We start from the raw sequence: 24,468 nt of genomic DNA on the forward strand, positions 1-24,468 counted from the left end.
CGAATTATGGCAACCAAAAAACTCAAAGGGCTCGGTCGCGGGCTCGACGCGCTGCTGGGCGGCGATGGCGAGGGCGCCAAGCCCGACACGCCGTCCATCCTGGCGGTGCACCAGATGCAGGCCGGTAAATACCAGCCGCGCACGCGCATGGACGAAGGCGCGCTCAACGAACTGGCCGCGTCGATCAAAACCCAGGGCATCATGCAGCCGGTGCTGGTGCGTCCGATCGGCCAGGATACCCTGACCGGCGCGGTGCGCTACGAGATCATCGCCGGCGAACGGCGCTTTCGCGCGGCGCAGTTGGCCGGGCTGAACGAGATTCCGGTGCTGGTGCGCGATGTGGACGACCAAGCCGCTGCGGCGATGGCGCTGATCGAAAACATCCAGCGCGAGGATCTCAATCCGTTGGAAGAGGCGCAGGGCATTCACCGCCTGATCTCCGATTTCAATTTCACGCATGAGCAGGCGGCCACGGCGGTAGGGCGCTCGCGCAGCGCGGTGTCGAACTTGCTGCGCCTGATGAATCTGGCGGCGCCCGTGCAAACCATGCTGATGGCGGGCGACGTGGACATGGGGCACGCGCGCGCGCTGCTGGCGGTGGACTCGGCCAGCCAGATCAGCCTGGCCAACCTGGTGGTGGCGAAACGCCTGTCGGTACGCGAGACGGAAAAACTGGTGGCCAGGGAGCTGGAAGAGCAGAGCAACCCGACCAGTGCACGCCAGAAGGAAAAATCGGGGGATATTACCCGGCTGGAAGAAGAGCTGTCCGACAAGCTGGCCACGCCGGTCTTGTTCAAGATGGGACCGAAGGGGCGCGGCCAAATGATCATCGATTTTGCCGATCTCGACATTTTGGACGGCGTACTGGCGCGTTTGCGCGCGTAAAGTCAGCCTCCGTCGTTCCCGCGCCAAGGCGGCACTCGGCGGGAACCCAAGTTTGTCGAGCCACGGGTTACGGTACGAAATTGGGTTCCCGCCTGCGCGGGAACGACGTGCTCATAACCTCCCAGGTAATTGCCCCCTCCCCACCACGCGCCTACGATATAACTGTACCGCGCGCCGGCAGCCAGAAATCAGCTCCACCGACCGCCCACGCGACCATTATCACGCAAGACGTTTCTTCTAGTTAACTTTTGGCAAGGAGGACCAGTTCGCCCCCGTTTAGTGCAAATTGCTTAAAAATGCGTGGCTTTTGAACACATTCGCGTTCATTCACAGTGCAGCAACGTTTGACGCATGCAAGCATAAGCACTTATAATCCCGCTGATTCACATAATTCAGACACCGAAACACGGCACTTATATGGCTGGCGCAAGGAATACAACATGTTGCGCTTAGTCTCCCTGCAATTGATGGTAACAGTCGCTGCTGGCCTCATCGCCGCGCTTCTGGGGGGATGGGCTGCGATGTTGTCGGCGGTGTTCGGCGGATTGTGTTGTGTCTTGCCCAATGCCGTGTTCGCGTTGCGCCTGTTCGCCAATACGAAGAAACCAGGTGGGGCCGACCCGATATCGTTTTTTATCTGGGAATTCATAAAGATTGCTTTGACGGTGGCGCTGATTGCCGCGACCTTCTCGCTGTACCGCGACTTGAATGTGTTCGCCATGATTGGCGGCTTCATCGTGGCGCTGAAAAGTTACATATTCTTAATATTTAGGCACTGACATGACGAGTCCAACACTTGAAGCCGGCGCAGCACACGCGCCGACCGCATCAGAATACATCAAGCACCACCTGGGTCACTTTTCGACCAAGCATCAGGAAAGTGTGGTCGATTTCTCCATTATCAATATGGACACCATGTTTTGGTCGATCGCCATGGGTATTCTTGGCTGCCTGATCATGTGGATGGCGGCCCGCAAGGCCACCTCCGGCGTGCCGACCCGCTTCCAGGCGGCTGTTGAAATGGTCTTCGAGATGGTCGACAACCAGGCCAAGGGCATCGTGCACGGCGACCGCAGCTTCATCGCGCCGCTGGCACTGACCGTGTTTGTCTGGGTTGCACTGATGAATTCGCTGGACTTCTTGCCAGTCGATCTGTTCTCCGGCTTGTTCAAACTGCTGGGTATCGAACATATCTTCCCGTATCACCGCGTGGTTCCGACCGCCGACCTGAACGGCTCGCTGGGCATCGCCCTGGGCGTGTTCGCACTGATGATCTACTACAGCATCAAGATCAAGGGTTTCGGCGGCTGGATTCACGAACTGTTTTCCGCGCCATTCGGCATTGCCATGGCGCCGTTCAACCTGCTGTTGAACATCATCGAGTACGCAGCAAAAACCGTGTCGCTCGGCATGCGACTGTTCGGCAACATGTTTGCTGGCGAACTGCTGTTCCTGTTGATCGCTTTGTTGGGTGCGATGGCTACGACGTTTGGCTTTGTCGGCCACGTCATCGCCGGTTCGGTCTGGGCTATTTTCCACATCCTGATCGTGTTCCTGCAGGCGTTCATTTTCATGATGCTGACCCTGGTATACCTGGGCCAGGCGCATGAAGGCCACTGATCGGCACAGCTCGAACAGAATCGAAACATAGTAGTAGTTGGCAAAGTTTGTAATTTTTAATCTAGTTTTTAATTTACTTTTTGAAGGAACTCTCATGACTGACCTTTCTTTTGTTGCTCTGGCTTGCGGTTTGATCATCGGTCTGGGCGCTATCGGCGCTTGTATCGGTATCGCTATCATGGGCGGCAAATACCTCGAAGCTTCGGCTCGTCAGCCTGAACTGATGAACACCCTGCAAACCAAAATGTTCCTGCTGGCTGGTCTGATCGATGCGGCGTTCCTGATCGGTGTTGGTATCGCAATGCTGTTCGCATTCGCCAACCCATTCGTTCCGAAGTAATTTTCGTTCGGCACTTCGCTGGTTATGAATTGCCGAACCTTCCGGGTTCGGCATCCGTTTTTGTAAGAAGGAAAACACCGTGAACTTAAACGCAACCCTGTTTGCCCAGTTCGTGGTCTTCTTCATCCTGGCTGGTTTCACGATGAAATTCGTGTGGCCCCCACTGATGAAAGCGCTCGACGAGCGCATCCAGAGGATCTCGAACGGCCTGGCCGCAGCTGACCGCGGCAAGGAAGAAATGCAGAAAGCCCACGAGCAAGTCCAGAAAGATCTGGCCGCTGCCCGTGACGAAGGTCAAAAGCGCATCAGCGACGCCGACAAGCGCGCCGCCATGATCCTCGACGATGCCAAGAAAGCAGCTGCTGAAGAAGCGGCCCGCATCATCGCATCCGCCAAGGCAGATGCCGAGCAACAGGTTAACCGTGCACGCGAAGAACTGCGTGGCCAGGTCGCTGCCCTCGCCGTCAAAGGCGCCGAGCAGATCCTCAAGCGCGAAGTGAACGCAGCGGCCCACGCCGACCTGCTGTCGCAGTTGTCGGTCGAGCTGTAATCATGGCCGAAATCGCAACCGTCGCCCGTCCTTACGCCGAAGCCCTGTACCGTGTTGCCCAGCAAGGCAACGTGGCGGCCTGGTCCGAAGTGTTGTCCGAACTGGCCCAGCTCGGCGCTCACCACGATGTGCTGGCCTTCGCGGCCAACCCGAACGTGGTCGCCGCCGACGTTGCCGCGACCGTGGTGTCGCTGCTCAAGTCGCCGGTCACCGCGGAAGTGAACAACTTCGTTGCCATGCTGGTCGAAAACCACCGCGTGTCGCTGCTGCCGGAAATTCATGCCCAGTTCCAGGTGCTCAAGAACACGAACGCCGGTGCCGCAGACGCCAACATCACCAGCGCCTTCGAGATTGCCCAGCCGCAGGTTGCGCAACTGGTCGCGACGCTGGAAAAGAAATTTGGCCGCAAGCTCAACCCAACGGTGACAGTGGATCCCTCGCTGATCGGTGGTGTGCGCGTGGTCGTCGGTGATGAAGTGCTCGATACCTCGGTACGCGCCAAGCTGCAACAGATGCATGTTGCGCTGGCTTCGTAACTACCGCGTCGTATAGACCCGCACAGCACGCCGGCGCAGACGCCCTTGCCTTACGCATCAAGAAACTATTAGGAGTTAGCATGCAACTTAATTCATCTGAAATCAGCGAACTGATCAAAAGCCGGATCCAAGGCCTCGAAGGTTCGGCTGATATTCGCAATCAGGGCACGGTAATCTCCGTAGCCGACGGTATCTGCCGTATCCATGGCCTGTCGGACGTGATGCAGGGCGAGATGCTGGAATTCCCGGGCAACACCTTCGGCCTGGCGATGAACCTCGAGCGCGACTCGGTCGGCGCCGTGATTCTGGGTGCTTACGAGCACATCTCCGAAGGCGACACGGTCAAGACCACCGGCCGCATCCTGGAAGTGCCGATCGGTCCTGAACTCAAGGGCCGCGTGGTTAACGCCCTGGGCCAGCCGATCGACGGCAAGGGTCCTGTCAACGCCAAGCTGACCGCACCAATCGAAAAAATCGCTCCGGGCGTGATCGCCCGTCAGTCGGTGTCGCAGCCTATGCAGACCGGCCTGAAGTCGATCGATTCGATGGTACCGATCGGCCGTGGCCAGCGCGAGCTGATCATTGGTGACCGCCAGACCGGTAAGTCGGCTGTCGCGATCGATGCGATCATCAACCAGAAGGGCCAGAACATGACGTGTATCTACGTCGCGATCGGCCAGAAGGCATCGACCATCAAGAACATCGTGCGCTCGCTCGAGACGCACGGCGCGATGGAATACACCATCGTCGTCGCAGCATCGGCTTCCGAGTCGGCTGCCATGCAATACATTTCCGCGTACTCCGGTTGCGCCATGGGCGAATACTTCCGTGACCGCGGCGAAGACGCACTGATCGTCTACGATGACCTGTCCAAGCAAGCTGTTGCTTACCGTCAGATCTCGCTGCTGCTGCGCCGTCCACCAGGCCGCGAAGCGTATCCTGGCGACGTGTTCTACCTGCACAGCCGCCTGCTCGAGCGCGCAGCACGCGTGAACCCCGACTACGTCGAGAAGTTCACCAACGGCGAAGTCAAGGGCAAGACCGGTTCCCTGACCGCGCTGCCGATCATTGAAACCCAGGCTGGCGACGTGTCGGCGTTCGTTCCGACCAACGTGATTTCGATTACCGACGGCCAGATCTTCCTGGACACCTCGCTGTTCAACTCGGGTATCCGTCCTGCGATTAACGCCGGTATTTCGGTGTCGCGCGTCGGTGGCGCCGCTCAGACCAAGGTCATCAAAAACCTGTCCGGCGGTATCCGTACCGACTTGGCCCAGTACCGTGAACTGGCTGCGTTCGCGCAGTTCGCTTCCGACCTGGACGAATCGACCCGCAAGCAGCTCGACCGTGGCGCGCGCGTCACCGAACTGCTCAAGCAGGCTCAGTATTCTCCACTGTCGATCTCGATGATGGCCGTGTCGCTGTTCGCAGTGAACAAAGGCTTCTTCGATGACGTCGAAGTGAAGAAAGTGCTGGCGTTCGAAGCCGGTCTGCACGGCTACATGAAGACCAAGCAAGCTGCTCTCCTGGCCAAGATCGAAGAAACCAAGCAACTGGACAAGGATGGCGAAGCCGCCATGTCCGCCGCTGTTGCTGACTTCAAGAAATCCGGCGCGTATTAACGCTTGTGGGACGGACCTGCGCGTAGCGTAGGTCGGTCCTCAACATTCTAGACGGCTGGAATCAAAAGGAGTAAGGACTCATGGCAGTAGGCAAAGAGATACGTAACAAGATCAAGAGCGTAGAGAATACGAAGAAGATCACGAAGGCGATGGAAATGGTCGCCGCGTCCAAAATGCGCAAGGCGCAGGACCGGATGCGGTCCGCCCGCCCTTACAGTGACAAGATTCGTAACATCACCTCGCATCTGGCTACGGCGAATCCGGAATACACGCATCCGTTCATGGCGCAAGGCAAGGACGTGAAAGCGAAGGCGGTTGGTTTCATCGTCATCACGACCGACAAAGGTCTGTGCGGCGGCATGAACACCAACATCCTGCGTCTGTTGACGCAGAAAACCCGCGAGCTGGAAACGGCTGGCAACAAGATTGAAGCGGTTGCCATTGGCAACAAGGGTTTGGGTTTTATGAACCGCGTTGGCGTGAAGGTCGTGTCGCATGCGATCCAGATCGGTGACACCGTTCACCTCGACAAGCTGATCGGGCCGATCAAGGTCATGCTCGATCGCTACGAGGAAGGTGAGCTCGACGCAGTCTATATCTGCTACACCAAGTTCGTAAACACGATGAAGCAAATTCCGATGGTCGAGCAGCTGCTGCCGCTGACCGCCGACAAGCTGGAAGGCGACAAGAGCAGTCACGCATGGGACTACATCTACGAGCCGGAAGCGCAGACCGTGATCGACGAACTGCTGGTGCGGTATGTGGAAGCGCTGGTGTATCAGTCAGTAGCCGAAAACCTCGCGTCCGAGCAATCGGCGCGGATGGTGGCGATGAAAGCGGCAAGCGACAACGCCGGCAGCGTCATCGGCGACCTGAAGCTGATCTATAACAAGACCCGCCAGGCTGCGATTACCAAAGAACTCTCCGAGATCGTCGCCGGTGCGGCCGCGGTCTAAACCCGAATTTAAATACTATTGAAGGAACGAACATGGCTGATGGCAAAATCGTTCAGTGTATCGGCGCTGTGGTGGACGTTGAGTTCCCACGCAATGCAATGCCGAAGGTTTTCGACGCACTGAAAATGGCAGGCTCCGAGCTGACCCTGGAAGTACAACAGCAGCTGGGCGACGGCATTGTCCGTACCATTGCACTGGGTACCTCCGACGGTCTGCGTCGCGGCATGGCAATCCAGAACACCGGCAAGCCAATCATGGTACCGGTCGGTAAAGCGACCCTGGGCCGTATTATGGACGTGCTGGGCAACCCGATCGACGAGTGCGGTCCTGTCTCGCACGAGCAAACCGCATCGATCCACCGCGTGGCTCCTGCGTACGACGAACTGTCGCCATCGCAAGACCTGCTGGAAACCGGCATCAAGGTGATCGACCTGGTGTGCCCGTTCGCCAAAGGCGGTAAAGTCGGTCTGTTCGGCGGTGCGGGTGTGGGCAAGACCGTGAACATGATGGAACTGATCAACAACATCGCAAAAGCACACTCGGGCGTGTCCGTGTTTGCCGGCGTGGGTGAGCGTACTCGCGAGGGTAACGACTTCTACCACGAGATGGCCGATGCCAAAGTGGTCGATCTGGAAAATCCAGAGAATTCCAAAGTGGCGATGGTCTACGGTCAGATGAATGAACCGCCAGGTAACCGTCTGCGCGTTGCGCTGACCGGCCTGACGATCGCTGAATCGTTCCGTGACGAAGGCAAAGACGTTCTGTTCTTCGTGGACAACATCTACCGCTTCACCCTGGCCGGTACCGAAGTATCGGCACTGCTGGGCCGTATGCCTTCCGCGGTGGGTTACCAGCCGACGCTGGCCGAAGAGATGGGCCGTCTGCAAGAGCGCATCACCTCGACCAAGACCGGTTCGATCACCTCGATCCAGGCCGTGTACGTCCCTGCGGATGATTACACCGATCCATCGCCAGCAACCACCTTTGCTCACCTGGATTCGACCGTTGCTCTGTCGCGTGACATCGCTTCGCTGGGTATCTACCCTGCGGTCGACCCACTCGACTCGACCTCGCGCCAGCTGGACCCGCTCGTCGTCGGTCAGGAACACTACGACACCGCGCGCGCTGTTCAGGGCACCCTGCAGCGCTACAAGGAATTGCGCGACATTATCGCGATTCTGGGTATGGACGAGCTGGCACCGGAAGACAAACTGCTGGTGGCGCGCGCACGTAAGATGCAGCGTTTCCTGTCGCAGCCATTCCACGTTGCTGAAGTGTTTACCGGTTCGCCAGGCAAATACGTTTCGCTGAAAGACACGATCAAAGGCTTCAAGATGATCGCATCGGGCGAACTGGATCACCTGCCTGAGCAAGCGTTCTACATGGTTGGCACGATCGAAGAAGCAATCGAAAAAGCCAAGAAGCTCAACTAAGACAGGCCAGGGCGCCGCGCTGAACCAGCGTGGCGCCGGAACCCGATAGGACACACATGGCAAACACATTTCACGTTGACGTGGTATCGGCCGAAGCCAGCATTTTTTCGGGCGAAGCCGAGTTCGTCGCGTTGCCGGGTGAAGCAGGCGAGCTGGGGATTTATCCCAAGCACACCCCGCTGATCACGCGCATCAAGCCGGGTGCGGTACGGATCAAGGTGGCTGGCCAGGCCGAAGAAGAGTTCGTCTTCGTCGCTGGCGGCATCCTGGAAGTGCAGCCGAACGGCGTGACCGTGCTGGCAGACACCGCGATTCGCGGTGGCGACCTGGACGAAGCAAAAGCACTGGCCGCCAAAAAAGCGGCCGAAGAAGCAATGGTCAACAAGGTATCGAAGATCGACTACGCCAAGGCGCAAGCCGAGATGGCGGCGGCGATTGCCCAGTTGCAGGCAATCCAGCGCTTCCGCAACAAGCGCTAAGACGCCGGGGTCACACCCGCATCAGCAAAAAAGGCAGCTTCGGCTGCCTTTTTTACGTCTGGTGCCATGGTCTGTCGTTCGCGCACCGATCACTATCGTTCTTCGGCTGGCAATGGCGTGTCGTCGCACGCATGAACATGCCCTGAAAATGTGCTTGGCCGATGGTGACAAAGGTTGTGATGCACTGCGGGCGCCGGTGCGGATCGGCACCGGGCACCCGCGGCGTCCCGGCCGCTTGGCGACACCGGGCAGCAAAAAAGGCAGCCGAAGCTGCCTTTTTTGCGTCCGGAGCTACTGCCCCGGCAGGTTTGTCATCAGTCGTACGTGGCGCTGATGGTCACGCCGCTATAGCTCTGCTTAGCCTTGAGCATGATGTAATACCACTGCCCGGTGACCGGCGCGCTGAAGGCGACGCTCTCGCGGTTGCCTGGCGTGGCCGATGCCGCGTCATACCAGGTGGTGGTCGGATAATGCGCACGGCCCACATACAGGTCGACGTCGCCGCTCCCGCCGCTGGTAAACAGGCGCAGGTTCTTGGCGCCGGCCGGCAGCGAGATGTAGGCATAGCGCTCGCCCGAGGAAGCGAAACCGCCGATCGAGCAGTTCTTGCCCAGCTGGGTGCTGTTAGGGCACGGCGGCAGGGTCACGTTTGGCAGCGGCGGCTCGCCCGCCGTGGTGGCGGTCTTGGCCCAGGCGGCAAACTCGGCGTCGTAGCGGGTGCCGATATACGCCATGTAGTTCTGGTAGCCATCGTAATCGCCGGACCGGAACTTGCCCAGCACCGTATCGATGTCGTTACGGTGCTTTTCCATCATGAAGCGTGTTGCCATGTAGCCCCAGCGGTACGCGCGGTCGGTGTAATCGCCCATCGCGTAGGTATTGCCGAAAATCTGGCTCAGCTTGTAGGTGCCGGTGCGCGCCTTGTCGATCGATGGCTGGTTATTGTTGCGCAGCGATAGGTATTCGCCGATGCCTTCCACCCACCACACGGTCGGCTTGGCCACGGAGGCGGTGAAGTCGCCCTTCATGTTGAAGCGGCCATCGAGGTAGTGCACGTATTCGTGTTCCAGGTTCCACACCGCGAACGTCGGCAGCAGCCACGATGCTTCGTGCGCGATGAAGCGCGCCTGGTTGGTGCTCGACTCCGGGTTGCCTTCCAGGTACATGCCGCCGTTATTGGTCGGGATATCGTAGATAACCGACGCATACTTACCGTAATTGGCGTAATCGTTGAAGATCACCAGTTCCAGCGAGGTATTCTTGTCGTTGGCCACCGGCGTGCGATTGGTGAGCAGCATTTCATGGAAGTAGCCTTCCTCTTTCTGCAAAATGGCGCAGGAAGACTGTAGTTGGGCCGTCGTCATTTCCTGGGCACGGATGCGCAGGGTCGGGCTGCAGGTGTGGCTGATCTTGAGCACGGTGTCGGCCAGCTTTTGCTCGTAGCCGCAGGTGCCGTACTGGGTGCAGTTGGCATTGTCATAGTATTTGACGGCCGAGGCAGCCGCCAGCCACAGCGCGCTGTCGGCGCCGGTCATGCTGCTGCTCGCCAAGGTGGTTTGCACCATCGGCTTCACCGTGGCCTTTTGCGCCGGGTACTGCATGAAGCGGAACGCTTCGTTGGCGGCATCGGTCAGCATGTAAGCCGTCGGCGTGCCCATCAGCGCGGCCTTGTTCTGCACCACGAAATTGTTCAGCGCGATCGGATAGCTGGTGTCGCTTTGCAGCAGCGGCAGCGCATCCGGGCGCGAATGGGCGTAGAACAGCACCGTCAACGCCGAGGTCATGCCGCCGGCGGCATCGTATTGCTTGAGAGCGTCAACGGCGTTCGGATTGCTCGGCGTATTGGTGAAACGCACCACCAGCTTTTTCATCGACGGCACGAAATACGCTTCGTCATGCGTGTTGGTGATCAGCTTGATGATTTCCGACGCCGTGCTGCCACCCACCGGATTGCTCTTGTAGAGCACGGTGCCTTCGACCAGGTTCTTGATCGGGGCCCGCAGCGACGCGGTAAATGCCGCCGATGGCGTTGCAATGACGCCGCTGCCGCCCAGGTAGTAGCCGGCGCGCAGGTACAGCGCCAGGTTGACCAGCGCGCGGCTGCTGGCGTTGTAGGTACTCGCTTCGCGCGCGAAGCGGGTCGCGACCGCATTCAGGTTGGCGGCCGAATAGGCCTTGGCCGCTTGCGCCGGGGTCAGCGAAAACAGCGGATAGGTGCACTCGTAATCGGGCATGGCGACCAGGTAATCGGCCAGCGCGGCGCCGTTGTACGTGGTCAGGGTATCCATGTTCTTGCACTCGGGCGTGGCCGCGAGCAGATTCATGTTCATGCTCATGCGGCCGTTCTCGCTCGCTTTCGGCATCAGGTCGGTGCGCGGCTTGACGGTTGGTGCCACGTTGAAGCGCTGCTGTTCCACCGTCGGTGGCAGCGTCTGGCGCGCATGCGGCATTTGCGCCTGGTTCAAGCGCTGGTGCGTATGGCCTTCATCGGCCTGTTTTGCATAGGTGACATTGCTGAAACAGGCGCTGACCAGCCCGGCCAGTAATACGATTTTGCGTTCTACAAACATTGTCTCGCTCCTTGGAATTATCATTGTTGATTACGCTGCGCCGGTCAGGTTGTGTGCCGGCGCAGTCGTTCATGGCGCGGGAAAGGGGTGGTTCCCGCTATGCTGCAAAGCCATCAGGCGTGCTGATACTATCCCGGATGCATATAGGTAAATACTGCTGAAATGCTTTCAAAAACGGGTTTGTTCAATTTCCCCGACGGGACCGGCAATTCCGGCACAGCGGGCAGGGAGACGATGACGAAAAAGCCACACTTTTGACCGGCGAAAGTTGCCGCACCGGTCAGAGTGGGCGCTCGCTTACTTGGTAACGGTCAGTTTGTAGTTGCCCGCGCCGCTGTAGGACGAGACGATGATGCGGTAGTAGCCCGCCGCGGCGGCATAACTGATCGTTTCCTGCGATGCATCGCCGCTCGACTCGGCCACCTTGACCCACGCATTGTTTTGCCACTTCTCGATGCGCAGGTCGAAGTCGGTGCCGGCCGGGCCGCTCAGTACCGCGCCCAGGGTGCCGCCCTTGTACTCGAACCATGGCGATGGATGGATCGCTTCGGCCTTGTCGGCCAGGGTGGCGTTGTAGACGTCCGCGGCCGGTCCGGTGGTGGTGACGCCGACATCGAACGACACGGTCTTGGCCGGGGCGCTGATATTGGACAGCGCAAAGCCCGACGCAAAGCCGTTCCACCAGAGCGAATTAGTGCCCTTGGCCGCCACCGCGTTCGGCACGCTGGCGTTGAAGGCGCGCGTGGCCACGCCGTCGAACAGGTCGCCGCCGTCGCCCTGGTTCAGATTGTTTTCCGGATCGCGCTTGCCGTCCGCGTGTTCCATCTGGATGTACGGATGCCATTCGTCATTGTTGGAGCCGGCCGGGTCGATGTGGAACACCGCCAGTCCCTGGTCGGGCTGGTACAGGTTCTGGTCGCTCTTGTGGATCGCTTCCACATAAAACGCTTCGGCCGCGTTGGCCGGGTTGCTCCAGCGGTACAGCGAATGGCCGCCGGAAGTCTGGCTCAGGCGCCCGGTTGGCGCGCTGCGGTTGATCGCTGGATTGAGTTCGATCGCCGTATCCCAGCCGGCCAGGTGGCGCAGGAAGCCGACCGGCTGGGTCGGACGGAACTGGCTCTCGTGGCCCACGCCGCCGAAGCCCATCACGCAAAAGTTGGCCACCGAGCCTTGCGAGCTGCCGTCGTAGTCGTACAGGTCGGGCCAGCCCATGATCAGGTGACCCGATTCATGCACGAAGGTGCCGATCGCCAGCTGCTTGCCCATGTCGCTGATCTGGTAGCTGCCGGTACAGGCGCCGTTGCTGCAGAACTGTTCGCCCAGCCAGCCCATGTGCGGCCACAAGCCTTTCGACCATGGGCTGTCCGCTTCGCCCGCATAGAAGAAGTTCAGGCCCAGGATGTGGCCCGTGCTGTCACGGCTGAGCGTGGAGAAATCGAAGCCTTCGCTGTTCTTGACCCAGTTCAGCGCTTCCAGGATCAGCTCCTGCGCGCGCGGGCCGACGTCCAGGCTGTTGTCGGTGTAGTAGGACTTGGGACGCGTGGCACGGTAGTAGCGCGTGACGCTATTGCTGTAGTCGAGCTTGTTGCCTGAGACGGACAGGAAGTAGCCGCGCACCGATTGCGCATTGCCGAAGCCGGTGTATGCGGCATCGTTGAGGAACGATTCGACCTGCGGCTTGGTGATGGTGCCGGGCGCGTCGGAAAAGTCGATGATCACGGTCAGGCCGCGCATCTGGCCGGTGACGGCGGCGCTGGCCGCGGCGCTTGGTGACATCATCGCGGCGGTGCTGCGCTGCGCCGATTCCAGCGTGCGTCCGTGCATTTTCTGGTAGCGCTGCTGCGCCAGGCGCGCCTTGGCCGCCGTGCTCAGGCCCGGCTCGCGCTTATCCAGCGCGGTGCTGAACGTGCGCAGCCTGGCATTGGTGGCCAGCACGCCGCTCGACACCAGCTTGTCGCCCGTGGCGTTCACGTGTGCGTAGCAAAAACCTCGTTTGGCATTATCATAAATGATCAGCGAACCATCTTCGGTGCGCTGCTCGGCGTAGTAATCGTTGCCGTCGAGGCGGATTTTCAGCTTTTCGCCGCCCGGTTGGCGGAATTCGTAGGTATGGCCCTTGTACGGAATGGCCGCGTGGGATGTTAACGCCGCCAGCGACAGCACCATGCCGGCAGCTGCCGTAAGACTTGCACGCATCAAACTCATCTACTTCTCCGGTGTTGTAAAAAATGCAAGTATGCATGTGCAAAAAGCGCCCGTCTTGGCATATTTCGGCGTAATCTCGGTCGAAAGCGGCGTACACACGGCCTGGACAAACCCCAATGACGTAGCCCGCCAACTACGATATTTCCGCGTGGACAGGTTATATTTTCGGTTTGACCGCCTTTCTTCTTGTGCATTAGGATTATTAAATACACACTACTGACTTGAACCACGACCAGGGCCGTTGTCGCCATGTTGAACCGCCTGTTAAAGAAACCTCCCGAGGCTGTCCCTTCGTTTACGAAGCGGCGCTTTTTCGGCACTGAGCAAAAAGCGTTTTACGGCCGCCTGCGCCGCGCCTTGCCCAAGTGCTACATCTTCCCCGATATCCCGCTGAGCAAATTGATGATCCCGAGCAATCCGGATCCCAAGATCAAGAGCAGCCACCAGCAACACCTGAGTGGACGCCGCGTCGACTACGCCGTTTTCGACGCCCGCCTGCATTTGCTGTTCGTGATCGAGCTGACCGTGCCGCCGGTGCCCGGCGCCAATCCGGATATCATTCCCATCGCGGCCCTGATGGCCAGCGCCGGCATCCGCCGCTTCAGCTGGCCCAAGGACAACCTGCCCTCGACCGACCAGACCCTGCGCGCGCTGGCCGACTATTCGGCCGAGAACATGGCCAAGGAAGAGGGCGGCAACGGTCCTTCCTCGCAGTTGGGCGAGCACGAGCACACCGATGCGATTCCGGTCGTCGACACCATCATCCAGCCGCGCGCGGCCACCACCTTGACGCTCGAAGCGCTGGCCGGCATGGCGCCGCAGGGTGCGCTGAAAAGCCTGTATCCGCACGTGTGGGAACGCATCTGCCTGTTCTGTACCGAACCGCGCCACCTGCACCAGTACCTGCACTCGCTGTCGATGCAGGACCGCGGCGTCAAGCGGGCCGGTTTTTCGGAAGAAGCGCTCAACGAAATCGCCCGCATCCAGGTCGCCAACGTCGGCTATCTGCAGACCCAGACGGCGCCCGAACGGGCCAGCTGGAACGACGTGTTCACCGACCGTTAAGGCAAGCACCGGCGGCGTGCCGCAAATTCTCCGGCCGTCGCGCGAATTGACCGTTTGACATTGTCAATCCGCATTTCATCGCAGCGGGGGCCCGACGCGGGGGCGCCGCCCCTATAGTCTGGTCTGCAATTGCCGATCAACCAGACTATAGGAACCCCTCGCATGTTCAAGCTTTCCGCCCTTTGTTTTGCCTCCCTTGTTGCGCTGCACGCGCCCGCCGCCTTTGCGCAGGACGCCGCGCGTCCCGCCAGCGAACAGGCACTCGCCAGCAGCATCGACGCCGTCATCGCCCCGTACTACAAAGCCGACGCGCCGGGCGCGACCGTCATCGTCACCCAGGATGGCAAGACCGTGCTGCGCAAGGCCTACGGCATGGCCGACGTATCGAAGGGCAAGGCCATGACGCCCGACACGGCCCTGCGGCTCGGTTCCATCACCAAGCAGTTCACCGCGGTTGCCATCCTGATGCTGGCCGATGAAGGCAAACTCGCGCTCGACGACGACATCACCAAATTCCTGCCGGATTACCCCACGCGCGGCAAGCGCATCACCATCGAGCACTTGCTCACGCACACCTCGGGCATCGTCAGCTATACCAGCAAGGCTGGTTTCGACAGCAATGCCACGAAGGACATGAGCGTGTCCGGCATGATCGATACCTTCAAGAACGACGCGCTCAGTTTCGAGCCCGGCACGCGCTGGGCCTACAACAATTCCGGCTATTTCCTGCTCGGCGCGGTGATCGAAAAAATCGTGGGCCAGAGTTACGCCACGTTTATCGCCGAGCGCATCTTCACGCCGCTCGGCATGCAGCACACTGCGTACGAAGGCCACGAACGCACGCCGGGTCCGCGCGCGGTCGGGCACACCAAGGGCTGGTTCGGCGTCACCGCGTCCAAGCCGCTGAGCATGTCGCAGCCGTACGCGGCCGGCGCACTGGTCTCGACCGTGGACGACCTGGCGCGCTGGGATGCGGCCATCAGCGAAGGCAAGCTGCTCCAGCCGGCCACCTGGCAAAAGGCGCACACCAGCTACGCACTGGCCGACGGCAAACCGAGCAACTATGGCTACGGCTGGCAGGTCGGCAAGCTGCGCGGCGTGCCGATGGTGGCGCATGACGGCGGCATCAACGGCTTTTCCACTTCCGCCTTGCGGCTGCCGCAGCAAAAAGTGTATGTCGCGGTGCTGAGCAATACCGATGCACCCACGGTCCAGCCCGACATGGTGGCAAGCAAGGCTGCCGCCATCGCCATCGGCAATCCCTTCCCCGAATTGAAGGCCGTGAAAATCGACAACGCCTTGCTGGACGCCTATGCCGGCACCTACCGTATCGACGCGACCGCCACCCGCAGCTTCAAGCGCGACGGTGACAAGCTGGTCATGCAGCGCACCAACCGCGACCCGGTCATCCTGACGCCTTACGCGAACGACGGCTTCTTCATGCCCGCTTCGCTGACCACCTTCGTGTTCGCGCGCAACGACAAGGGCGAGGTGAGCCATGTGATGGTCCACAGCCAGGGTTCGGAGATGATCAACCAGCGCGTCGGCGCGCCCTAACGTACGCGGCGGGGCTTGGTAAATCTGCTACGCTGGCCTGACACATAACCTGGCGAGCGCAATGAGATCCATCCCCGACATCCTGAAAGACAGCAAGACAATCGCCGTGGTCGGCCTGTCGAACCGGCCCGAGCGTGCCAGTCACGCCGTGGCCGCTTACCTGCAACAGCAGGGCTACCGCATCCTCGGCGTCAATCCCGCCTATGCCGGCCAGCAGATCCTGGGCCAGCCGGTCTACGCCACCCTGGCCCAGGCCGCCGCTGCCCTCGATGGCCCGATCGATATCGTCGACTGCTTCCGCAGCGCCGACGCCATGGTCCCGCTCGCGCGCGAAGCCATCGACGTCGGCGCGCGCTGCCTGTGGATGCAGCTCGGCGTGGTCAACCAGGAAGCGGCCGACCTGGCCGCCGCGGCCGGGCTCGACGTGGTCATGGACCGCTGCATGAAAATCGAACACGCGCACAGCGGCGGCAAGGCATGAAGGCGCGCACCCGTTTCCGCGCGCCGGCGGACCTGACGCTGCGCGATGAGGATGCCGGCGCCACGCCGCTGCGCGATGAGGATGCCGGCGCCACGCCGCTGCGCGAGAACGGCGGCAAGCATCCCACATCGAAGGACCAGATCAAGGCGCACGAGCGCAAACTGACCGGTGCGCTGACCGCGAAGATTGCGTTGCACCAGCAGATGCTGTTCTCGCAGCGCAAGCAAAAAGTGCTCTTGGTACTGCAGGGCATGGATACCTCGGGCAAGGATGGCACGGTGCGCGCGCTGTTCAGCAGCATCAACCCCATGGGTTTGAATGCAACCCAGTTCAAGGCGCCCAGCCTGGACGAAGCGGCGCACGATTTTTTGTGGCGCATTCATCCGCACGTGCCGGGCGCCGGCGAAATCGCCATCTTCAACCGCAGCCATTACGAAGACGTGCTGGTCACCCGTGTGCAAAAGCTGATCGACGAAAAGGAATGCAAGCGCCGCTACGCCCACATCGCCGACTTCGAACGCATGCTGGCCGAAACCGGCACGGTGATCGTCAAGGTGTTCCTGCATATCTCGAAGGATGAGCAGCGCGAGCGCTTGCAGGCGCGCCTGGACGACCCGGAAAAGCAATGGAAGTTCGACGAAAACGACATCGTCCAGCGCAAGCGCTGGGATGACTATCGCGATGCCTACGAAAGGGCGATCGGCGCCACCGATGCCGACCACGCTCCCTGGTACATCATCCCCGCCAATTCCAAGACCCACCGCAACCTGCTGATCGCCAACCTGCTGCTGGAAGTGATGGAGGACCTGAACCTCGCCTTTCCCAAACCCGATCCGCGCCTGTCGAAGCTGAAGATCGAGTAGCCTGGCGCCGGGCGGCAAAGCTCAGGCCGCCCGCGCTTGCGCTTGCTGTTGCGGCAGTTGCTGCGACAGCGGCTGAGACAGCGGGATGGCCGCGTCGGGCAGGCCGCCGTCGAGCAAGCCGATCAAGCCGGCGAGCATGTCGCGGTCGGTCGCCACGTCGGCCGTGTTCAGCGCCAGGTCGCGCGCGATGTCGCGCAGGCGCCAGGTGATTTCGCGCGTGGCCACGGCTTTTTCGAACTGCAGGGTACCGTCGTCGTGGTCGTGCAAGCCATGATTGTTTTTCAGATACGCATCGAGCCCGGTGCTGATGAAGGCGCGCTCGATGTTCCTGATGCGTGCCAGCGCACGTTCGATCAAGGCCCATACGCGCGGCGAGCGCAAGGTCTCTTCGCCCAGCATCTGTTGACCGGCCTGCAGGGAATCGGCAATGCGGCTCAACAGCCGCGCGATGGCCTCGTCATCGTTCTCGTCGGGCCGGGATGGGGCGATCGGCCGGTTGGCCGGCTGGTTGCGCAAGGCGCCCGAAATGGCCGACAGAAAATGGTGCGGATGCTCGCCCGGAATGATTTTCAAGGCCAGTTCGGCACGCTCGAGCGGATAATCCTTGTGCAGCACGCCGGCGAGCATTTCCGCCACCGACACGGCCAGCCCCGGCCCGCTGATCATCCCGCCGGCCGACTGGCGCGGATAGCCGGTGCCGTCGAGCCGTTCGTGGTGTTCCGACACCGCCCGCGCCACCGAGACCGGATAGGACTCCAGTTCCGTGATCAGCACCTGGCCGATGCGCGGATGGATCACCAGGTGCGCCCACTCGTGCGGCAGCAGGCGTTTGCCCGGCTTCAGGTACGCCGGGTCGATGTACAGTTCCCCAACATCGTGCAACAGGCCGGCCAGCGCCGCCGCCATCTGGTCGTCGTTCGAAAGTTGCAACTTTTTCGCCATGCCGATCGACAGCAGGCTGACGGTGACGCTGTGTTCGAGCGCGCGCGGATTCTCGCGGTCGGTGAGGGTGATCATCATGCGCATGGCGTGGCCGAAGTGCATGTTCGCCAGCAGCGTCTGCGGCGAAATACCGCGCCCGGCGTTGGGCCCCAGGATACGGTTGATCGGCACGCTGGTGTCGAGAATGCGCTTGGCCGTCTCGAGGATCAGGTGGTTGTCGGCGCCGCCTTCAGCGCTCAGCGACGATTCCAGGGTCTTTTTGAGCTTATGCCCGCCCAAGGTGTCCTGCTGGGCGCGCGTCAGCTTCGTGCCTTTGGCTACCAGCTTCATGCCGCGTACATCGACAATGTCTTCGCTGGCCGCGACATCCATGACTTCGGTCAGCTTCATCAATTTGTTCAGGTAGTGCTGGTTGACGCTGGTGCTCAGGCTGGCGCGGCTCATGGGATTCTCCGTAACGGTGCACATATGATAGCAAGTATTGCCGCACAGCATTACATTGAGTATCAAATATTTGCTGCTGTATTTAGCAAACTGGCAGCTTTGGCCATGCTTGCGTCCCTGCCGATGCTCCCGGCTGCGCGGATGGGCGGTGTTGAATTGGCATAGAATGAGTTCCCATTCCCACTGCACGGAAACGACAATGTTCAAGATTTCGGCACTTCTCCTGTCCAGCCTGTCCGCTGTTGTATTGATGAGCGATCCGGCGCAGGCCCAGACGCCCGCGGCCACCCCTGCGGCAGCGCCGGCGCCGGCCGCGAGTTGCCCGGCCTTGCTCAAGCATAGCTTCAAGCGCCTGCAGGACGAGGCTCCGCAGGACCTGTGCCAGTACGCCGGCAAGGTCGTACTCGTCGTCAACACCGCCAGCTACTGCGGCTACACCACCCAGTACGAGGGGCTGGAAAAGCTGTACGCCAAATACGGCAGCAAGGGCCTGGTGGTGCTGGGCTTCCCGTCGAACGACTTCGGCAAGCAGGAGCCGGGCAACGCCAAGGAAATCGCCGATTTCTGCTACAACACCTACGGGGTCAAGTTCCCCATGTTCGCCAAGACCTCGGTTACGGGCGCGGCCGCCAATCCCCTGCACGCGGGCTTGATCAAGGCCACCGGCAAGGAGCCGAAATGGAACTTCACCAAGTACCTGATCGACCGCAACGGCAAGGTCATCGAACACTATCCGAGCAAGGTCACGCCGCAAGACAAGCAGCTCGTCAGCAAGATCGAGCAGGCTCTGGGCAGCTGATCGGCTCACTGCGGGGGGCGGCGTACTGTCTGACCGTCAGGCGCTCAGGGCGAAACCTTCGTCGAGCCAGCCCGCGATCCCGCCCGTCATGATCTTGACCGGGCGCCCCAGCCGCGCGAGGCGGATCGCCGCCCGCGCGGCGCCGTTGCAATGCGGTCCGGCGCAGTAGACGACAAAGACCGTTCCGTCGGGATACCGGGCGATGGTCGATCCGATGATCTTGCGATGCGCCAGATCGAGCGCGCCCGGTACGTGGCCGCTGCCGTATTTGTCGTTGCCGCGCACATCGAGCAGCACGAAATCGGCTCTGCCGGCGGCCAGCGCCTCGTGTACATCCCAGCAATCGGTTTCGAACGCGAACTGCGCTTCGAAGTGCGCCAGCGCGGCGGGGGAAGAGGCGGGGGCGACAGCGGTAACGGCGGACATGAGCGTACTCCTTGTTGTGAAAGAGCGTCCATTATCGGCGCCCGTTCGCGCCCTGCTAAGTGGCGCAAAAGCCATTCTGCATTAAGATTGCGCCATGAAAAAACATCTCGTCGTCGCCCTTGCCTATGACGGCCTGTGCACCTTCGAATTCGGCTGCACGGTCGAAGTGTTCGCGCTCGAACGTCCGGAACTGGAGGTGGACTGGTACGAATTCGCTGTATGCGCGGCCGAACCGGGGCCGATCCGCGCCGCCGGCGGCATCGTCATCAGCGCGCCCTACGCGCCGCAGCTGCTGGAGCGGGCCGATACCATCGTCATCCCCGGCTGGCGCGATCCCGACGAGGCGCCGCCGCCCGCCTTGCTGGCGCTGCTGCGCGCCGCCCATGCGCGCGGTGCGCGTTTGTGTTCGATCTGTTCGGGCGTGTTCGTGCTGGCCGCGGCCGGCCTGCTCGACGGCTTGCGCGCCACCACGCACTGGCGCTATGCCGACCGGCTGGCACGCCGCTATCCGGCGATCGAGGTGCTGCCGGACGACCTGTATGCCGATGCCGGCCAGATCATCACCTCGGCCGGATCGGCGGCCGGCATCGACATGCTGCTCTATCTGGTGCGGCGCGATCATGGCGCCCGGGTCGGCAATCTGGTGGCGCAGCGGCTGGTGGTCGCCCCGCACCGCGAAGGCGGGCAGGCGCAGTATCTGCCGCGGCCCATGGCGCACGACGAAAAAGGACGCCTGACGCGCCTGATGGATTGGGTGCGCGTGCATCCGGCCGAGCCGCATACGGTGGCCAGCATGGCGCTGCGCGCGGCCATGAGCGAGCGCACCTTGCAGCGCCAGTTCCATGACGCCACCGGTTTCGGCGCGCACGAGTGGCTCATCCGCGAGCGCATCGCGATCGTCAAGGACTTGCTCGAAAACCCCGAATTGCCGCTGGCGCAGGTGGCCGAGCGGGCCGGTTTTGCTTCGGAAGCATCGCTGCGGCATCACTTCCGCCGCCTTGCCGCCACCACGCCGGGCGCGTACCGGCGCCAGTTCGCGCGTGTCGCTGCCTGAAAGGCCGGGCTATTGATGGCGGATGCGGAACCAACATCGCCGACCGTGATCTAAAAGGTTAGACTAGACGGCTGGCAGCCGTTTGCGGGAATCTTTGAGGAGAATGCAATGAGTGCGAGAGACCTTTTTATTGAAGAACAAGGCATGCGGGCAGACGATATTGATGTTTCCTGGCTCGGGAAAGGCGGCGAGCCACCGGCTGCGTTCGCTACGCAGGAAACCGGGGAACCGGCATTTGCGGACCAGTTCGGCAAAGCCGACACCATGCGCCAGTTCTTTCTCGGCCACCTCCCGCGCATCCTCGTCATCGGCATGGTTCTGGTAGCGACGGCGGCCGCAATGGCGTCCGGCGACAGCGGCATTCCCGCGCCTTGCCGGCTCTGATCGATATCATCGGCGGCCGCGCCGCGCCTGCCGCGCCGTTTATCACTGATCGCTTATAACTGGTAATTCTTGCGCACCTCGTCAATCAGCAAATGCCGCGAGCTGCGCTCTTTTTCATGGGGCGCGAACTGGCCGCTGGCGGTGTCGAGCAGGTCGACCGCCAGGGTCAGGCAGATCCGGTCGCGTGTCGACAGCGCCTGCTCAACGGGCTTGCCGATGATGTCGCGGATGATCATCGTCGCCAGTTCCTTCGAGGCGATTTCCTCCGGCAAGCCGGTTTTGGTGCATATCCCATAGGTGCCCTCGAGGAAGTGGCGCCACTCTTCGCGCAGGTGCTCGTCCAGGCCCGCGCCGAGCTTGGGGTTCTCGGTGCACAGGCCGGCCGCCTTCAACTGGGTCAGCCGGGCGCGGTAACGCTCGGCGAACACGCGGAAGGCGTCGGCGTCGCCGTGCAGCGACTGCAGCAGCCCGATCCACGAAGCGTAGCCCCTGGCATAGTAGGCCATCGCCTTGTGTTCCTCGTGCTGGCCAAAAAAGGAGTCGCAGCTCACGTCCAGGCGCAGGCGGTAGGATGCGCGCGGCATCATCGAGCGCCGCTGCAGCACCGCCAGCTCTTCCGCATCGATGCCGGACACCGCCAGCAGCTGTTGCTCCGTGAAGAAGCAATCGCTCAGGTATCGGATCAGTTCCATGGCCCCCTCTTTCGTTAGTCGATACGGCTTACTATACAAGCTTGTGCGGCCTGCACGGTTCGGCTACCATCGAACCATGAAAGACGGCCCCAACATTATCGGCATTGCCGCCCTGATCGGCGATCACGCGCGCGCGGAAGTATTGACCGCCCTCATGTCGGGCATGGCCCTCACCGCCACCGAACTGGCCGACATCGCCGGCGTCACCAAGCAGACCATCAGCGCCCACCTCGCCAAGCTGGTCGACGCCGGCCTGCTTGCGGTGGAAGCGCAGGGCCGCCACCGCTACTTCCGCCTGGCCGACGACGACGTGGCGCAGCTGCTCGAATCGCTGATGAACGTCGCCTTTCGCACCGGCGCGGTGCGGCTGCGTTCGAGCCCGCGCGAGCCGGCCTTGCGCAAGGCGCGCGTGTGCTATGACCATCTGGCCGGCGAACTTGGTGTGCTGGTGTACGAGCGTCTGCTGGCGCATGGCGCTTTCATTCCCGATGCCGACGGACTGCGCCTGACCGGCGCCGGCAGCGCCATCGTCAACGTGATCGGCGTCGACACGGCAGCGGCGGCCGGCACGCGGCGCGCCTTTTGCCGCACCTGTCTCGACTGGAGCGAGCGCCGCCACCACCTGGCCGGCGCGCTGGGCGACGCACTGCTGGCACGCTTCGAGGAAATCGGCTGGGCCAAACGCTCGCTCGATTCGCGCGTGGTTGCGTTCAGCGACGCCGGCGAACAGGATTTGCGCGTCTGGCTGGCTTAGGCCAGCACCGCCATCATCGGTCCGCGCAGCGCATTGCAAACCATCAGGCCGGTGGCGCGCTCGAGCATCGGGCGCGTGACGATGGCTTCTTCCGCATCCCACCGGGCATCGGCCAGCACCAGCGCGCGCATGATCCCGGGCAGCAGGCCGCACGCCAGGGCAGGAGTGCGCCAGCGCCCGTCGACCTGCACGAACACATTGCTGCGGCCTCCCTCGGTCAGTTCGCCGCGCTCGTTGAAGAACAGCATATCGAAAGCGCCTTGCGCCTCGGCCGCGCGCCAGGCGGCGTCGTAGCGCGTGCGCACGCTGGTTTTGTGGCGCAGGAACAGATCGTCGGCGCGCATCGCGTCCTCCGCCAGCAGCACGCGCGCCGGCTGCGCCAGCGCGGCCAGCGCGCCGCTTTGCACGCTGAACGCGCCGGACGGGCCGAGCGCGAGCCGCATGCGCGATGCCACCCCGGGCGCCAGCGCGGCGCAGGCGGCATCCAGCGCTGCGTGGGCGCCGGCTTGGTCGAACGGGAAGCCGAAGTAGCGCGCCGACCGCGCCATGCGCGCCAGGTGCAGCGCGCGGTGGCGGCAGCCATCGTCGCGCGTGGCGTGCAGGGTTTCGAAGACCTCGATCTCATTTTGCAGGCCGGTCAGGAAGCGCGCCTTGAGCTGGCACTCGGCATATTCGTCGGCGGCGTCGCTGTCGTACACGATGCCGGCGCCCACGCCCATCTCGCCGCGCCGCGTGCCGCCGTGCTGCGCCTGCAGCGTCAGGGTGCGGATCGGCACCGACAGGCAGAAGTCGCCGATCGCGTCAGGCATGGAAGCTGGATCGAACCAGCCGATGGCGCCGGTGTAGACGCCGCGCGCGGCCGGTTCGAGCTCGCGGATGATTTCCATCGCGCGCCGCTTGGGTGCGCCGGTGATCGAGCCGCACGGGTACAGCGCGGCGACGATGTCGGCCAGGGTAGCGTGCGGGCGCAGGCGGGCGCGCACGGTGGACGTCATCTGCAGCACGCTGGCAAAGCGCTGCACGTCGAACAGCGCCGGCACCTCGACGCTGCCGGTGACGGCGATGCGTCCCAGGTCGTTGCGCAGCAGGTCGACGATCATCAGGTTTTCGGCGCGGTTCTTGGCGTCGGCCGCCAGGGCGCTGGCGCGGCGCGCATTCCCGGCCTCGTCGTCGCTGGCGGGGGCGGTGCCTTTCATCGGACGCGCCATCAGCTCGCCGCCTTGGTGGCGCACGAACAGTTCGGGCGAGAGCGACAGCACGGCGCCGCCGTCGGGCAGGGCGATCAGGGCGCCGTAGGGCACCGGCTGGCGTTCGCGCAGGCGGGCATACAGCGCGTGGGGCGAACCGAAGGCGTCGAAGTGCAGGCGGTAGGTGTAGTTGACCTGGTAGGTGTCGCCGGCGGCGATGTAGTCGTGGATGCGCTTCAAGGCGTCGCTGAACGCGGCTTGGTCGACGTTGGCGCGCACGTTGCCGATGCCGGCCGGGCCGTCCTGTGCTGGCGCGTGCGCGGCCAGCCAGGCCGTCACCTCGTCGAATGACAAGCGGGTGCAGGTGTCGAACAGCAGCAGTTGCGCCAGCGGACCGGTGGCGCGATGCGTGCCGATGCCGAGCAGCTGCCCGCCCAGTTCATAACTGAGTACCGCCACCGCATGCAGCCCGCGTCCGAGCGCCGCCTGCAACTGCGCCAGCAGGTCCGGCCATGTGCTCGCGTCGTCGCAGCGCAAGGCCCCCGCATGGCCCGTGTACAGGCGCGAACCGCCGCCGGTGGCGTCGTCGAGCAGGGCAAAGCAGTCCACGGGGTTCATCGGTGT

At 62.1% G+C, this 24,468-nt stretch carries 24 protein-coding genes; 18 read left to right on the plus strand and 6 right to left on the minus strand.

Features of this window, described 5'->3' with window-relative positions; all coding sequences use genetic code 11:
• The first annotated feature begins 6 nt into the window (after nucleotides 1-6).
• From RBA40_RS10725 to RBA40_RS10770, 10 genes are all read left to right on the plus strand, one after another.
• Entirely contained in the window at nucleotides 7-885 is an 879-nt protein-coding gene (locus RBA40_RS10725) for a ParB/RepB/Spo0J family partition protein (protein WP_306647883.1), read from the plus strand.
• A 440-nt stretch (nucleotides 886-1,325) separates the two neighbouring features.
• Nucleotides 1,326-1,664 carry an ATP synthase subunit I gene (locus tag RBA40_RS10730; protein WP_099873359.1) on the plus strand — a complete coding sequence of 113 codons (339 nt, stop codon included), beginning with the start codon at nucleotides 1,326-1,328 and terminating at the stop codon, nucleotides 1,662-1,664.
• Between the two features lies 1 nt (nucleotide 1,665).
• Nucleotides 1,666-2,505 carry a F0F1 ATP synthase subunit A gene (gene atpB, locus RBA40_RS10735; RefSeq protein ID WP_306647884.1) on the plus strand — a complete coding sequence of 280 codons (840 nt, stop codon included), beginning with the start codon at nucleotides 1,666-1,668 and terminating at the stop codon, nucleotides 2,503-2,505.
• Between the two features lie 94 nt (nucleotides 2,506-2,599).
• Entirely contained in the window at nucleotides 2,600-2,845 is a 246-nt protein-coding gene (atpE, locus tag RBA40_RS10740) for a F0F1 ATP synthase subunit C (RefSeq protein ID WP_038494309.1), read from the plus strand.
• Between the two features lie 79 nt (nucleotides 2,846-2,924).
• Nucleotides 2,925-3,395 (plus strand): F0F1 ATP synthase subunit B, encoded by a 471-nt coding sequence (locus RBA40_RS10745; protein ID WP_306627372.1) that lies wholly within the window; start codon nucleotides 2,925-2,927, stop codon nucleotides 3,393-3,395.
• Nucleotides 3,396-3,397: 2 nt separating this feature from the next.
• Nucleotides 3,398-3,931, plus strand: coding sequence for a F0F1 ATP synthase subunit delta (locus RBA40_RS10750; RefSeq protein WP_306647885.1), 534 nt, complete (start codon nucleotides 3,398-3,400; stop codon nucleotides 3,929-3,931).
• 80 nt (nucleotides 3,932-4,011) lie between these two features.
• A complete protein-coding gene (atpA, locus tag RBA40_RS10755; protein WP_099873367.1) occupies nucleotides 4,012-5,553 on the plus strand; it encodes a F0F1 ATP synthase subunit alpha in 1,542 nt (513 codons plus the stop codon).
• 80 nt (nucleotides 5,554-5,633) lie between these two features.
• A complete protein-coding gene (gene atpG, locus RBA40_RS10760) occupies nucleotides 5,634-6,509 on the plus strand; it encodes a F0F1 ATP synthase subunit gamma (protein ID WP_099873369.1) in 876 nt (291 codons plus the stop codon).
• 32 nt (nucleotides 6,510-6,541) lie between these two features.
• A complete protein-coding gene (atpD, locus tag RBA40_RS10765; protein ID WP_099873371.1) occupies nucleotides 6,542-7,942 on the plus strand; it encodes a F0F1 ATP synthase subunit beta in 1,401 nt (466 codons plus the stop codon).
• 56 nt (nucleotides 7,943-7,998) lie between these two features.
• On the plus strand, nucleotides 7,999-8,421 hold the full coding sequence (locus tag RBA40_RS10770; protein ID WP_099873373.1) for a F0F1 ATP synthase subunit epsilon: 423 nt from the start codon (nucleotides 7,999-8,001) through the stop codon (nucleotides 8,419-8,421).
• A gap of 314 nt (nucleotides 8,422-8,735) precedes the next feature.
• On the opposite strand, the gene RBA40_RS10775 is transcribed toward RBA40_RS10770, so the two are convergent.
• On the minus strand, nucleotides 8,736-10,991 hold the full coding sequence (locus RBA40_RS10775) for a M9 family metallopeptidase (RefSeq protein WP_306647886.1): 2,256 nt from the start codon (nucleotides 10,989-10,991) through the stop codon (nucleotides 8,736-8,738).
• Nucleotides 10,992-11,288: 297 nt separating this feature from the next.
• Complete coding sequence (locus RBA40_RS10780) at nucleotides 11,289-13,196, minus strand: M6 family metalloprotease domain-containing protein (protein WP_306647887.1); 1,908 nt, start codon at nucleotides 13,194-13,196, stop codon at nucleotides 11,289-11,291.
• Nucleotides 13,197-13,445: 249 nt separating this feature from the next.
• Between RBA40_RS10780 and RBA40_RS10785 the strand changes: the two genes are divergently transcribed.
• The 4 genes from RBA40_RS10785 to RBA40_RS10800 all read left to right on the plus strand — a co-directional run bounded on the left by RBA40_RS10785 (nucleotide 13,446) and on the right by RBA40_RS10800 (nucleotide 17,162).
• On the plus strand, nucleotides 13,446-14,261 hold the full coding sequence (locus tag RBA40_RS10785) for a hypothetical protein (protein WP_306647888.1): 816 nt from the start codon (nucleotides 13,446-13,448) through the stop codon (nucleotides 14,259-14,261).
• A gap of 162 nt (nucleotides 14,262-14,423) precedes the next feature.
• A complete protein-coding gene (locus tag RBA40_RS10790) occupies nucleotides 14,424-15,818 on the plus strand; it encodes a serine hydrolase (RefSeq protein ID WP_306647889.1) in 1,395 nt (464 codons plus the stop codon).
• Between the two features lie 61 nt (nucleotides 15,819-15,879).
• A complete protein-coding gene (locus RBA40_RS10795) occupies nucleotides 15,880-16,299 on the plus strand; it encodes a CoA-binding protein (RefSeq protein WP_306647890.1) in 420 nt (139 codons plus the stop codon).
• A complete protein-coding gene (locus RBA40_RS10800) occupies nucleotides 16,296-17,162 on the plus strand; it encodes a PPK2 family polyphosphate kinase (protein ID WP_306647891.1) in 867 nt (288 codons plus the stop codon). The genes RBA40_RS10795 and RBA40_RS10800 overlap by 4 nt, the downstream gene beginning before the upstream one ends.
• A 21-nt stretch (nucleotides 17,163-17,183) precedes the next feature.
• On the opposite strand, the gene RBA40_RS10805 is transcribed toward RBA40_RS10800, so the two are convergent.
• Nucleotides 17,184-18,548, minus strand: coding sequence for an HD-GYP domain-containing protein (locus RBA40_RS10805; RefSeq protein WP_306647892.1), 1,365 nt, complete (start codon nucleotides 18,546-18,548; stop codon nucleotides 17,184-17,186).
• 199 nt (nucleotides 18,549-18,747) lie between these two features.
• Between RBA40_RS10805 and RBA40_RS10810 the strand changes: the two genes are divergently transcribed.
• Nucleotides 18,748-19,347, plus strand: a complete 600-nt coding sequence (locus RBA40_RS10810; RefSeq protein WP_306647893.1) for a glutathione peroxidase — start codon at nucleotides 18,748-18,750, stop codon at nucleotides 19,345-19,347.
• A gap of 36 nt (nucleotides 19,348-19,383) precedes the next feature.
• Here RBA40_RS10810 and RBA40_RS10815 read toward each other — a convergent pair whose 3' ends face one another.
• Nucleotides 19,384-19,773 (minus strand): rhodanese-like domain-containing protein, encoded by a 390-nt coding sequence (locus tag RBA40_RS10815; protein WP_306647894.1) that lies wholly within the window; start codon nucleotides 19,771-19,773, stop codon nucleotides 19,384-19,386.
• A 94-nt stretch (nucleotides 19,774-19,867) separates the two neighbouring features.
• Between RBA40_RS10815 and ftrA the strand changes: the two genes are divergently transcribed.
• A complete protein-coding gene (ftrA, locus tag RBA40_RS10820; RefSeq protein WP_306647895.1) occupies nucleotides 19,868-20,827 on the plus strand; it encodes a transcriptional regulator FtrA in 960 nt (319 codons plus the stop codon).
• A gap of 108 nt (nucleotides 20,828-20,935) precedes the next feature.
• Nucleotides 20,936-21,211 (plus strand): hypothetical protein, encoded by a 276-nt coding sequence (locus tag RBA40_RS10825; RefSeq protein ID WP_306647896.1) that lies wholly within the window; start codon nucleotides 20,936-20,938, stop codon nucleotides 21,209-21,211.
• A 53-nt stretch (nucleotides 21,212-21,264) separates the two neighbouring features.
• On the opposite strand, the gene RBA40_RS10830 is transcribed toward RBA40_RS10825, so the two are convergent.
• Nucleotides 21,265-21,903, minus strand: a complete 639-nt coding sequence (locus RBA40_RS10830; protein ID WP_306647897.1) for a DUF6058 family natural product biosynthesis protein — start codon at nucleotides 21,901-21,903, stop codon at nucleotides 21,265-21,267.
• A 76-nt stretch (nucleotides 21,904-21,979) separates the two neighbouring features.
• Here RBA40_RS10830 and RBA40_RS10835 point away from each other — a divergent pair, with 76 nt between their 5' ends.
• A complete protein-coding gene (locus RBA40_RS10835) occupies nucleotides 21,980-22,657 on the plus strand; it encodes an ArsR/SmtB family transcription factor (RefSeq protein ID WP_306647898.1) in 678 nt (225 codons plus the stop codon).
• Here the strand turns inward: RBA40_RS10835 and pabB are convergent.
• Nucleotides 22,654-24,462 (minus strand): aminodeoxychorismate synthase component I, encoded by a 1,809-nt coding sequence (gene pabB / locus RBA40_RS10840; RefSeq protein WP_306647899.1) that lies wholly within the window; start codon nucleotides 24,460-24,462, stop codon nucleotides 22,654-22,656. The genes RBA40_RS10835 and pabB overlap by 4 nt on opposite strands.
• Nucleotides 24,463-24,468 lie beyond the last annotated feature (6 nt).

The sequence above is a fragment of the Massilia pseudoviolaceinigra genome, assembly GCF_030846505.1.
In the GTDB taxonomy this organism is placed as follows: Bacteria; Pseudomonadota; Gammaproteobacteria; order Burkholderiales; family Burkholderiaceae_D; genus Telluria_A; species Telluria_A violaceinigra.